This window comes from Maribacter antarcticus DSM 21422 (genome assembly GCF_000621125.1).
Classification (GTDB): Bacteria; Bacteroidota; Bacteroidia; order Flavobacteriales; family Flavobacteriaceae; genus Maribacter; species Maribacter antarcticus.
The window spans coordinates 92,690-105,622 of record NZ_JHZC01000017.1 but is presented as its reverse complement, the minus strand read 5'-3'; the positions used below and the strand labels follow the sequence as shown (position 1 = coordinate 105,622).

Annotated in this window: 7 protein-coding genes; 6 read left to right on the top strand and 1 reads right to left on the bottom strand. The window is 40.6% G+C overall.

Going from position 1 to position 12,933, the window contains the following annotated elements; all coding sequences use genetic code 11:
• The first annotated feature begins 143 nt into the window (after positions 1-143).
• The 5 genes from Q360_RS0113870 to Q360_RS0113845 all read left to right on the top strand — a co-directional run bounded on the left by Q360_RS0113870 (position 144) and on the right by Q360_RS0113845 (position 10,536).
• The gene (locus tag Q360_RS0113870; protein ID WP_027077632.1) at positions 144-3,095 is read left to right on the top strand and encodes an amidohydrolase family protein; all 2,952 of its coding nucleotides are present in this window, start codon (positions 144-146) and stop codon (positions 3,093-3,095) included.
• Positions 3,096-3,121: 26 nt separating this feature from the next.
• A complete protein-coding gene (locus Q360_RS0113865) occupies positions 3,122-4,417 on the top strand; it encodes an amidohydrolase family protein (protein ID WP_027077631.1) in 1,296 nt (431 codons plus the stop codon).
• A gap of 371 nt (positions 4,418-4,788) precedes the next feature.
• Positions 4,789-7,191 (top strand): penicillin acylase family protein, encoded by a 2,403-nt coding sequence (locus Q360_RS0113860; RefSeq protein WP_156950119.1) that lies wholly within the window; start codon positions 4,789-4,791, stop codon positions 7,189-7,191.
• A gap of 677 nt (positions 7,192-7,868) precedes the next feature.
• A complete protein-coding gene (locus Q360_RS0113855; protein ID WP_169734654.1) occupies positions 7,869-8,861 on the top strand; it encodes an adenylate/guanylate cyclase domain-containing protein in 993 nt (330 codons plus the stop codon).
• Between the two features lie 736 nt (positions 8,862-9,597).
• The gene (locus Q360_RS0113845) at positions 9,598-10,536 is read left to right on the top strand and encodes an NAD-dependent epimerase/dehydratase family protein (RefSeq protein ID WP_027077628.1); all 939 of its coding nucleotides are present in this window, start codon (positions 9,598-9,600) and stop codon (positions 10,534-10,536) included.
• A 70-nt stretch (positions 10,537-10,606) separates the two neighbouring features.
• On the opposite strand, the gene Q360_RS25880 is transcribed toward Q360_RS0113845, so the two are convergent.
• Positions 10,607-10,864: a hypothetical protein gene (locus Q360_RS25880; RefSeq protein WP_156950118.1), complete on the bottom strand. Its 258-nt coding sequence runs from the start codon at positions 10,862-10,864 to the stop codon at positions 10,607-10,609.
• 988 nt (positions 10,865-11,852) lie between these two features.
• On the opposite strand from Q360_RS25880, the gene Q360_RS24750 reads away from it, so the two are divergent.
• Positions 11,853-12,614, top strand: coding sequence for a DUF6090 family protein (locus Q360_RS24750; protein WP_051554730.1), 762 nt, complete (start codon positions 11,853-11,855; stop codon positions 12,612-12,614).
• Positions 12,615-12,933 lie beyond the last annotated feature (319 nt).

Here is a 12,933-nt window from a genome sequence, read left to right as displayed (position 1 = left end):
CAAACAGCCTTCGCACTTTAAACATGAAATAACAGAAATCTGAAATGCCCTTCAAAAAATCCTCCTGTTAAAAATTGCCAAAAGGGGTAGACATTAAGGCAACAAATAGTAATTTTAAAGAGACTAAAACAAACTCACTTATAATGAAAAAAACAATGTTGACGCTTTGCCTTTTTTGGTGCAGCGCATTCTTATTTGCACAGGATTACTTTCCTGAAAACGACGGCGTAAAAGCCAACAACAACAATTACACTGCCTTTACCAATGTCAAAATTTTTATTACCCCGACAGAGGTTATCAATACCGGTACCCTTCTGATTCAAAATGGCAAAGTGGTAAGCGTTGGAAGTTCGGTTAGCATTCCGCCAAATACCGTTATGATAGATTTGGACGGAAAATCTATTTATCCCTCCTTTATCGATGTGTACTCTAAATTTGGTGTAGCACAACCAAAGCGAAAACCGGGTGGCGGACGTTCGCCTCAATATGATGCGGAACGAGAAGGGTTCTACTGGAATGACCATATCATGCCAGAAAACGATGCAATAGCACATTTTACCTACGATGATAAGTCGGCTAAAGAACTACGGGAAGCTGGTTTTGGCGTTGTCAACTCGCACATCCATGATGGTATTGCCAGAGGAACCGGTGTCCTTATTGCCCTAAATGGTGAAGGAACAGATGCCAATAGAATACTGGACGATCGCTCCGCACACTATTTTTCTTTGGACAGAAGCGTACTGAAAAAACAGTCCTACCCTACTTCTTTAATGGGTACATTGGCGCTCTTGAGACAAATGTATAGCGATGCCGATTGGTACGCCAAAGGAAACGCGACGACTAAAGATAGATCACTAGAAGCCTTGAACGCCAACAAAGGAATGGTGCAGATATTCGAGGCAAAAGACAAGGGACATGCCTTACGTGCCGATAAAATCGGAGATGCCAATGGTATCCAATTCACGATTTTAGGCGGTGGTAACGAATTTGAGCGTATTGCAGAAATCAAGGCTACGAATGCCAAGTATATTATCCCAATCGATTTCCCAGAGGCCTACGACGTTTCTGACCCGTACCAAGCAGGTTATGTGTCCTTGCAGGACATGCGCTTCTGGAACCAAGCACCGTCCAATCCAAAAGTACTGGCAGAAAACGGAATCGCATTCTCTCTTACGCCCTACGACTTAAAATCAATATCCAAGTTCAAAGAAAACCTGATGAAGTCCATTTCATACGGACTTTCAAAAACCAAGGCATTGGAAGCGTTAACTACCGTTCCTGCAGAAATTCTAGGGAAAGTAGGTGAAATCGGAACCTTAAAGGCGGGTGCTTACGCTAATTTCCTTATTACCTCTGGCGATATTTTTGAAAAATCTACCACCCTATACGAAAACTGGGTACAAGGCACGCAGAACATCATTAATAACAAGGATATAAAGGATATTCGTGGGGAGTACACCTTGGCATTGCAAGGTCAAACTTTTGATGTTTCCATTACGGGAGCGGTTGAGAAACCCAAAGTAGCGGTAAAACAAGACACCGTTAAATTAACGTCTAAACTTGTGTATGCCGACAAATGGTTACAATTATCCTTTGCAACCGATGCTGGAGAAAAAACCTATCGCATGACAGGTGCGGTTACCAAAGATGCTGATACCCTTTCAGGAAGGCTGTTACTGCCAGATGGTTCAGAAAGCTTTTTTGCGGCCGTTAAAAAATCGGCCTTTGCGGAAAAAGATAAAAAAGATACGGTTGCTGATGCTCCTGTTGTGATGCCGGTCACCTTTCCTAATGTAGGGTACGGGTACGTATCCAAGCCAAAACAGGAAAACGTATTGTTTAAAAACGCTACGGTATGGACGAGCGAAGATGCCGGAATTATTGAAAACACGGATGTATTGGTTAAAAACGGAAAAATAGCCAAAATAGGGAAAGACCTCAACGCAGGGGGAGCCAAGGTCATAGATGCTACAGGCAAACATTTAACTGCTGGTATTATAGATGAACATTCGCATATTGCTGCACTTGCTGTTAATGAAGCGGGTCATAACAGTACTGCCGAAGTAAAAATGGAAGATGTAGTAGACCCAGAGCATATGGGCATATACCGTTCGCTAGCTGGCGGTGTAACCTCTTTACAATTGCTACATGGATCTGCAAATCCTATCGGTGGGCGTTCTGCTATCTTAAAACTAAAATGGGGCGAAGAAGCAGCCGGACTCATTTATGATAACTCACCCAAGTTCATCAAATTCGCTTTGGGAGAGAACGTAAAGCAATCGAACTGGGAAAGTTATTCGCGTTTCCCACAAACACGAATGGGTGTGGAACAAGTGTTTATGAATTACTTCCAACGTGCTAAGGAATACGATACCAAAAAGAAAAATGGGGACCCTTTCCGCTATGATGAGGAAATGGAAGTATTGGCAGAAATTATTAATGGCGAACGTTTCATCAGCTGTCACTCCTATGTACAGAGCGAAATTAATATGATGATGAAAGTGGCCGAGAAATTTGGTTTCAAGGTAAATACCTTCACACATATTCTGGAAGGCTATAAAGTAGCTGATAAAATGGCAGCACATGGAGCAGGTGCAGGAACCTTTAGTGACTGGTGGTCGTATAAGTTTGAGGTAAACGATGCAATTCCCTACAACGCTGCCATCATGCAGAAACAAGGGGTTACCGTAGCGATTAATAGTGATGACCGTGAAATGATTAGAAGGTTAAATCAAGAAGCAGCCAAAACAGTTAAATATGGTGGGATGTCAGAACTAGAAGCTTGGAAAATGGTCACTATCAATCCGGCTAAGCTCTTACATTTAGATAACCGTACGGGAAGTATAAAAGTGGGTAAGGATGCAGATTTGGTTTTATGGTCAGACCACCCCTTGTCTATCTACACGAAAGCAGAAAAGACCATGATAGAAGGCGTTACGTATTTTGATTTAGAAATGGATAAGAAACAACGAGGAGCTATCAAAAAAGAACGTAACCAACTGGTTAAAATGATGCTGAACGAAAAAGCAGGAGGCAAAAAAACACAGGCGCCAAAGCAAAGCATAAAACGAGAGCTTACGTGTGATAGCCTATAATTGGTTCAACCTATAAAATTATTAAAATGAAAAAATACATATATATACTTACAGCGTTGGTGCTCTCCTATACGGGTACGGCGCAACAGACTCCGGCTGCCAAGCAGTCCGAAGCAATAGCAATTGAAGGTGCTACGGCACACTTAGGAAATGGGGAGGTCATAGAAAACGCCCTAGTGATGTTCGAGGATGGCAAATTAACCTTTGTGGGTAGCGCAAATACAAAAATTGCAAGAGCCGGAAACGTAATAAATGCCAGTGGAAAACACATTTACCCCGGATTTATAGCACCTGCTAAAACCTTAGGATTGGTAGAAATCAATGCCGTTAGGGCCAGTGATGACGCAGATGAAATTGGTGATATTATTCCCCATGTACGTAGTTTAATAGCCTATAACGCAGAATCGAAAGTAGTGGAAAGTATGCGTCCGAACGGCGTGCTTATAGGGCAGATAGCTCCAGAAGGTGGCCGTATATCTGGCACCTCCTCTATCGTACAGTTTGATGCTTGGAACTGGGAAGATGCCGCGATTAAGGTTGATGACGGTATACACCTCAATTGGCCAAATAGTTTTAAGCAAGGGCGCTGGTGGACTGGAGAGGATCCAGGCTACAAACCTAACAAGGCGTATGCCGAACAAACGGAAGCCGTGATTACGTTCATGGCAAACGCGTTAGCGTACGGGAAGTCCACACCAAAAGAAGTGAATCCTGCCTTTGCCGCCATGCAAGGTATTTTTGATGGTACACAAAAACTGTATGTTTATGCCGATGGTGAACGTGAAATTATTGATGCGGTAAACACGCTTAAAGCGAATGGGGCCGAGGAAGTCGTTTTGGTCGGTGGCTACCATGCGTATAAGATTACCGACTTCTTAAAGAAAAATAATATTCCGGTATTGGTACAGTTTACCCATAACCTCCCTAAGTTTGACGATGACGACTATGACCTACCCTACAAACTTCCAAAATTATTGGTAGATGCAGGATTATTAGTGGGACTTCAAAACAGGGATGCCTCAAACTTCCAAACCAGAAACCTACCTTTTTATGCTGGTCAAGTAGGGCAGCAAGGCTTGGATAAGGAAAAAGCGTTGCAACTGATTACCGGAAACAACGCTAAAATTTTAGGTATCGATGATGCTTATGGGACTTTAGAAGTGGGCAAAAGTGCTACACTATTTGTATCTAAAGGCGATGCCTTAGACATGCGTGGGAACCAACTGACCCATGCTTTTATCGATGGTAGAATGCTTTCTTTAGAGACACACCAAACAGCGCTTTGGAAACGGTATTCAGAGAAATACGAAGGAAAAAAGTAAAATGGCTTTGAGAGAAAGGTTTTAGAACGAGGCAACCTATTTGTTTCCAACCGAACCGCGTAAACGAACAAAACTAAAATCAGGTCTAGAAAGCCCGGCATATGCCGGGCTTTTTTGTGCGTCTTAGTTCCCTCCTAAGAAGGCGCCACTATGGTAGCAGAGAACGAGTTGTTGCGGTGGTAAAGAGAAGTGCCCCTCCGCCTAAGAACACCAAAAACCAAACAAACGAAAATCTATTCCCGATTATGAATATAAAAGGGTAATTTTAAAGGAAACCACACGGGCGAAAAGGGAGCCCTTTTTAACGTACCCTCCAACGAACCAAAAAGTCCGATTGCCCCAGGTGATTTTAATGACAACACATACCAATAATGATGAGACCACTATTCTTCCTAAGCTTACTAGCCCTTACATTTTCCTGTAAAGAATCACAAACCACTGCATCGGATGAACTAACGCTAGCGGGGCTACAAGCGCCCGTAGAAGTTGTTCGCGACCAATGGGGCATTAATCATATTTATGCTAAAAATCAGCACGATCTTTTCTTTGCCCAAGGCTATGCCGCTGCCGAAGACCGCCTCTTTCAGTTCGAGATCTGGCGCAGACAAGCAACAGGAACCGTAGCCGAAATACTAGGAGCGCGCGAACTCAAAAGGGATATTGGAACCCGACTCTTTAAATATAGAGGTGATATGAAGACAGAAATGAATCACTATCACGAGGAAGGTGTTGAAATTATTACAGCCTATACCAACGGTGTAAATGCCTACATAGACCATATTTTAAAAACGCCGGAGCTCCTCCCTATCGAATTCAAACTACTAAATCTAGCACCCCAGAAATGGACACCAGAGGTCGTTATTTCAAGACATCAGGGCCTGCTTGGAAATATAGCCCAAGAATTACAAATAGGGCGCGCTGTAGCAAAACTAGGTGCTGAAACGGTGAAGGATTTGTATTGGTTGCATCCAAAAGACCCGGACCTTTCCATAGACCCGAGCATCAAAACAGATTTGTTATCCGATGCTATTTTGGAGCTGTACAACGCCTATAGAACCACCGTCAAATTTCAAAAAGAAGATATTGTTCCGGCATATCAAAACACCGTAGCAGAAGCAGGGGTCTTATCCCTGTATGAAGGCAAGAACGACTCCCTAGCCATTGGTAGCAATAACTGGGTGGTAAAAGGCGAGCTTATGGCAGATGGCAATACCTATATGGCCAATGACCCACATAGAACCATTGCTGTGCCTTCTTTGCGTTACATGACCCATTTAGTAGCACCCGGCTGGAATGTGATTGGCGGTGGGGAACCCGAAATCCCGGGCATCTCTATCGGCCATAATGAATATGGCTCTTGGGGACTTACCGTGTATAGAACCGATGGCGAAGACCTGTATGTCTATGAATTGAATCCGGACAATCCCAATCAATACAAGCATAAGGGCGCTTGGGTAGACATGGTACAGGTTTCGGAAACCATAAAAATAAAAGGCCAAGAAGACCATACCGTACAGCTCTCCTATACCCTCCACGGCCCTGTTACCTTAATTGATACCGACAACAATGTAGCCTATGCCGTGCGTTGTGCTTGGCTAGAACCCGGAGGTTCACCCTATCTCGCGTCTTTACGTATGGATCAAGCCAAAACCTGGGAAGAATTTAGGGAAGCGTGTAACTACAGCCATATCCCCGGAGAGAATATGATGTGGGCCGATAAAAAAGGAAACATTGGCTGGCAAGCGGTGGGCATTGCACCTATACGTAAAAATTTTAGTGGGCTTGTTCCCGTGCCTGGGGATGGGCGGTATGAGTGGGACGGCTATTTACCTATTATAGAAAAACCACACGCTTTTAATCCTGCAGCAGGGTTCTTGGCTACGGCAAACCAAAATGTAACGCCGGAAGACTATACCCATTGGGACGCCGTTGGTTTCTCCTGGTCAGACCCCTATCGTGGCAACCGGGTGAACGAAGTCCTAGGGGCCAATAAAAAGATGACCATGGAAGACATGAAAGCCCTACAAACCGATTACCTCTCCATTCCTGCAAGGATTTTAGTCCCCATGTTGGAGCCCCTTGTTTTTACAGATAAAGCGGCAGCGGCTCAAACGGCACTAACGAATTGGGACTACAGGCTGGAAGCCAATTCCATCCCCGCAGCCATTTATGTAGCTTGGGAGAATCAAATTAAGGCACTGGCCAACGAGCGCTTTATTCCCGAAGCCGGAAAAGGATTGGTGCCCGGAATTCAAATGAAGCGCATCATGGATTGGATTGCAGCGCCCGATGCCCGTTTTGGAGCAAACCCAATTTTAGATAGAAATATATTTTTAAACAATGCCTTTACCAGTGCGGTGGCCGACTTAGAAAAAAACCTAGGGGCAGATATGACCCAATGGCAGTACGGACAAGCGGATAACAAGCATACCTATATGGAACATGCGCTGAGTGACGCCGTAAATGCCGAAACCAGAGCCAAACTAGACCTAGGGCCGCTTCCTAGAGGTGGTAATGCCTATACCCCAGGTTCTACAGGCGGTAACCTAAGACAAAGCAGTGGCGCTTCTTTTCGTATGATTGTGAATACGGGCGATTGGGATGCCGCTGTAGGCACCAACGGCCCCGGACAATCCGGTAATCCAGATAGTCCGTTTTATAACAATCTCTTTGAGCCTTGGGCAAAAGACCAGTATTTTCCGGTGTATTATTCCCGCAGTAAGATAGATGCTGTGGCGGCAAGTACAAAGATACTCCTGCCCTTAAAAAAGTAAGCGCATGCGTTTCCTGATAGCAGACCATACCTATTGCTGCTTTGGTTAATGTAGGTGCCTGTATACTATAAGAACTACTAGGTTGCCCTTCACCTAGCTTGTAACATCAATCACAAATAATCTTTAGTCTAAACCTTAAGGTTTTCACCCTTGCAGCTTACTACTGCTACCAGACCTTACTCCAGCGCATAAGGGACTTACACCCTCTAGCTTAATACCATATCTTAGGTATGGTAAAAATACCCATACTGGGCACACACACGGTGTATACTTAATTGCTTTGGCTAGTGCTTATCTGGAATATTACTTCGGAACATTCTCTAGTCCGTATTTGTTTATTATTTTCGTTGCTTAACCACGCAACTAGCCATACACATCACCTTAGCGACAACTAGCGTATGTTAACTGAAACAGAGTTTACAATCGATTTTCTTCCTGCAAAAAAGAGAAACTCCTGAACTTACTCCGCTTTATATTTGACTGAATAGCTAATCTGTTGTCCTATTTTGATACTACTTTTGATATAATTATTTTTTTCATTCACACAGAAACTTGTTATTAAATGAACCAATAATATGCTGTCACCTAAAAGAGTAAGGCTCGTAAAAAAAATCATACCACATATTATTTTCTTCCTGTTTGGTGGTTTGCTATATATTTTCATAGAACGAAGCACTTTGGGTAATATTGACCATTACCCTGAGACAGGCAACTATTACAATTTCTGGGTCTCTGTGAATACAGTGTTGTTTCAATCTTTTATTTTGGGGCTCATCTTTGGTGTTCTGGAGGAATACATCTTCAAAAACTTGCTGCAAAAAAAACCCTTCTTGATTAAGCTGATTCTGAAGACCATTTTTTACATGGTAATTATTTTTGCCATAGCGATCATTTCTAGTTTACTTCTAAATATTTGGAGAATGAATCTTACCCCATCAGATTCGGATGTGATTCGTACTATTGTAAATTTCACAGTCAGTTTTTCTTTTTTAACCGCTCTGAGCTACACCTTCGTTTTTATAGGAATAAGTCTTTTTTATTCAGAAATGGTGGATTACATTGGCTTAAGGGCGATTACTAATTTTTTTACAGGCAAATATTCTAAATCTAAAGTAGAGCATCGTGCATTTATGTTTCTGGACATGAAATCTTCAACCACCATCGCAGAGAAAATTGGACATAAACAATACTATCAGTTGCTCAACGATTATTATCGAGACATGACAAGTGCAATCGTATCGACTGAAGGTGAAATATATCAATATGTTGGTGACGAAATTGTTGTGTCTTGGGGTTATAAAAAAGGAATCAAAGACAACAATTGCGTTCGCTGTTTTTTCTTAATCAAGCATCAAATGGGAAAACATTCCTCGTTTTACCAACAAAAGTTTGGAGTTGTTCCAAGATTTAAAGCAGGAATTCACTCCGGACAAGTAACAGCTGGGTCAGTTGGTGTAATCAAGAAGGAAATTCTTTTTACAGGGGATGTGCTAAATACCACCGCACGCATACAAAGTCAATGTAATGAAGTGGGTGCAGATCTACTCATTTCACAAACGCTGGAAGCCGTCTTGGATCTGGAAAAAAAGTATGAAGTTCAAGCCAAAGGTTCTTTCGAGTTGAGAGGTAGAGATGAGATGATTGACCTCTTCTCAGTTCATCGTCTTTAAGATTCAGAAATATTTATTAGGAGCCGACATTGGAGAATAATTATATGAAAATAGACATATCGCTAATTGAGTAGACGGCCGTGAACTTTAAAGCCCAAGGTGCGCCCCTCAAACCAAAGTACGTACGAAAACTTCGCTACATGCTTTCTCTTTTACAAGCACACCAGCACATACGGCGGTTCGTAAATTAGCAGACCAAAGCTTTTCACCCATGGCACTAGCTACTATTTTAGGCATAGGCTACCCCTAGTGCATTCCCTGTGCCTACGATGACTTTGCTAGCTTGGCTACATAACCAACGCCTAGTTGTAGAGACCTCCCCAGGTAATGACATCTTCTTTCACTCAATTACTGCCTTAGCTACATAGATGCACTTTTGGTGTTCTATGGGTGTTCCCATGATGTGCTTGCTCACCCGTGCATTTATGCCTCGTATACGGTTTCTGTTCGTCAGAACCGAGCTTTGTACGCTCGCTTTATTCCTATAAAACCTTAACCACAAGGGACTTGCACCCTATAGTTTAATTAACTACTTTTCTGTAGTTGAAAAGATGCCCATGCTGGGCACACACAATGTATATAAAAAATAGGCGAAATTGTGCTAAATTCAAGGTTTCTGGCTCGTGTAAAAATTTTATGTTTAACCGAAATTTTCGTGCTTCGAAATCGCCTACTTTTCATATACTAACCGTTAGCCTTTATTTAGAAAAATATAACTAATAATAAAAAATAAAATATGAAAACAGTTGGAATTATTGGTGGTTCAGGCTTTATTGGAAGTCATATTACAAAGAAATTTTTACAAGAAGGATTTAAGGTCAGAGTATCTGCTACCGACATTTTAAAAACGGAAAAATACAGCCATTTGAAAGAATTACCGCATGCAGAAAATCTTGAAATTCTTCCTCTTAAAGTAGAAAACAAAAGTCAGCTAAAAGAATTCATTAAAGGATGTGATATCGTTGTTCACGGTGGAACGCCTTTTCAATTAGATGTTAAAGACCCGAAAACTGAATTGTTTGACCCAACAATTAAAGGAACAGAAAACTTTATTGAAGTAATTAATGAAACACCTACGATTGAAAAAGTAGTTTTTATTGCATCTGTTGCAGCATTCAACACAAATTTCCCATTGCCTCCTGGCAATAAGAGTCCTCACGATTCAGTGGACGAAAATGATACTCCATTTATGAGTGAAGAGGGTCATCCTTATGCACAAGCTAAATTTATTGCAAACCAGACCGTAGAAAAGTTTATAAACGAACATCCGAATATTGATTTTGAAATAACAACTGTTTCGCCTACTGGAGTAATGGGAAAATCCTTATCCAATAGAGAAGATTCAACTTCTTCAGGTTTACAGTTCTTATTTAAGAATAAAATAGCTCCCAATCCATTTATACAAATGTTTTATGATAATGACATAGAATTTGCCTTGGTCGATGTCAAAGACGTAGCGGACGGAGTCTATAGTGCTTGCATCAAAAAAGGCTTACACGGAAAAAATTACTTGTTAACCAGCGAAAGTTGGAAAGTTTCTGATATTACCAAAATGCTGAATAATGAAAACCCGAATGGAAAGGCTCACATTATTTATAAAAACGATGCTGCAAAAAAAGATTTAGGAATTGAATTTAATCCTGTTGTCATTCCGCTGACTGAATTTAATGAATAGAAGAAACAAAGGCTAATCGAGTGGATGGCTTCGCCATCAAATGACGAAGTGCACCTCTCACACCAAAGCGCTATTCTCCTGTGGTACTGCATAGGCTATCCCTAGTGCTCATGCGAATTTTGAAGCGCATTAGGTTGAGTCCTTCCCCACTTGTGAGACCTATGCCGTTTATTACTCCTCGTTTCCCATGGGTACTATGACCTCTGCTAACTTCGATACCTAAACAACTCCTAGTTGTAGAGACCCCCACAGGTAAGAGCATCTTCTTTCGCTCAATTACTGCCGTAGCTACATGGGTACCCTTTTGGTATGGATAGGGCCTTACCACAATGTGTTTGCTTACCCAGATAAATATGCGGCTGTTTAGAATTCCCTTTTGTCAGTACCGATTTTTGTAGGCTCGCTTTCTTCCGATGCAACTTCGCAGTTGCCACCCTTGAGACTTACGAATGCTTCTACACCTTACTCCAGCACATAAGGGGCTTGCACCCTCTAAATAAAATAACTACTTTTCTGTAGTTAAAGATGGTCTTGCTGGGCACACAGCGGTGTATCCTTAATTACTTTGGCTAGTGCTTATCTGTAAAATTCTGAAAGAATTTTACACTAGTCCCTATTGGCTTATTAATTTAGTTGCTTAACCATGCAACGAACCATACACATTACGTTACCGGCACTCGTAACAAAATTAAAATACCGATGAATAGTTATGAATGATACAAAAGTAAGCATAGCACTGATTATTATCTTGATGTGCCATTTAGCAGCGATTACCATTGGATATATAATGCAAAAAACAACATTATGAATTTCATATTTAAATTCGGTTATTGTGATAGGTATAGTAACTTTTTGGGCAATCAATAGCTTGAATAAAAAACAACATAACTTCGAATTTAGAGAATTACTTGTGCTATGTCTGGAGGCTTGTATTTTAATATTCGCCGTTTACGCCATTAGAGGGTTTCATGATAAAACCTATGTAAGTGTCATAAATTATATTGGTTTTGGCATTCATTTATTGGCTACAACAGCTATGCTGTATTATATATTGACATTCAAACTTGGTAGACTTTTTTAATGATAAATAACCCTTTTGAATAAGTAGTAAGGATGTTTAAAAGCAATAGAAGCAGCACAATAGACACAAAACACGAACAACGTAAATAATTAAAAACAGGTGATCTTCAAAATCCAGAGCGACGAAAACTAGCAAAACGAACAAGCAACATTAAACCAAGTATTTTTACTTCGAAAGATACTTTTAAGTTAAGACTCAGAAGTACTGTATCTTTAGAAACACTAACAACCTCTTCATGATAAAATTCTTTAGAAAAATACGATACGAGCTTTTGGAGAAAAACAAAACTGGTACGTATTTAAAATACGCCATTGGTGAAATCGTGTTAGTCGTTATTGGAATATTGATTGCGCTTCAGATTAATAATTGGAACCAAAAAAAACTTTTAGTTAAAAAGGAAATTGAAGTTCTTAAAACCTTCCAAACTCAATTTAAAGAGGATATAAATCAGTTTGACGAAAGTCTGGCATTTTATGGAGCTGCAAAAAATTCGATTGAAATTATTATTTATCATCTTGAAAACAACCCCTCATACAATGATTCGCTAGCGCAACATTTCTTTACATCTACTCGATTTTATGGTGATTCAGATTTAGACAACAATGTTTTTGAAAACCTAAAATCGCTTGGAGTATCCCTGATTTCAAATAAGGATATTAGAAAAATAATAGTTAGCGTATATGAAGATGATGATGAATGGATAAATAATTTTGAAAATGACTACAAGAAATTTCTTTATGACGCGAGCCAAAATTTATTTAATACGCGATTTAAAGATTACTTGAATGGCGATTATAGAGATTCAAGAGTGCAAGGAGAAATGATTCCTATAGATTTTGAACGCTTAAGAACAGATCAGAAATATTTATACTTTATTAGGACCCAAAAGCATCAGATTGGCTGGTTAATTGAAAAGCCTATTGAAGAAACAAAGTTAAAAGTAATAGCACTATCTAAAGACTTGGAAGAAGAAATTAAAAGACTCGAAAATAAATAACGAACGCACAATCGAGTAGCCGGGTGACGGTTTTATAACCACCACTGCGCCGCTCACACTAACCTACTGTGATAAAAACGCATTAATGAACAGGGGTTTTTATTTAATTATAGCAATTGTGGACTGTCATCGGTGTGCCGATACACGTTTACAACCCAAATTAGATGTATTTTGATGTATTATACACGTATAACGAGTTGTAAATAATTAAATAGGAGAGGTCACCAATTCAAAGGTCAACTGACCTAATAAAGTTTCGGCATCCGATAATACCTAATTCAGAACCAGTACTAGATTCTGTTACCTAGCCCTTATGATA

Coding starts and splice junctions, on each gene's coding strand:
- Q360_RS0113870 (WP_027077632.1), top strand. CDS start 144: ATGAAAAAAACAATGTTGACGCTTTGCCTTTTTTGGTGCAGCGCATTC.
- Q360_RS0113865 (WP_027077631.1), top strand. CDS start 3,122: ATGAAAAAATACATATATATACTTACAGCGTTGGTGCTCTCCTATACG.
- Q360_RS0113860 (WP_156950119.1), top strand. CDS start 4,789: ATGATGAGACCACTATTCTTCCTAAGCTTACTAGCCCTTACATTTTCC.
- Q360_RS0113845 (WP_027077628.1), top strand. CDS start 9,598: ATGAAAACAGTTGGAATTATTGGTGGTTCAGGCTTTATTGGAAGTCAT.
- Q360_RS24750 (WP_051554730.1), top strand. CDS start 11,853: ATGATAAAATTCTTTAGAAAAATACGATACGAGCTTTTGGAGAAAAAC.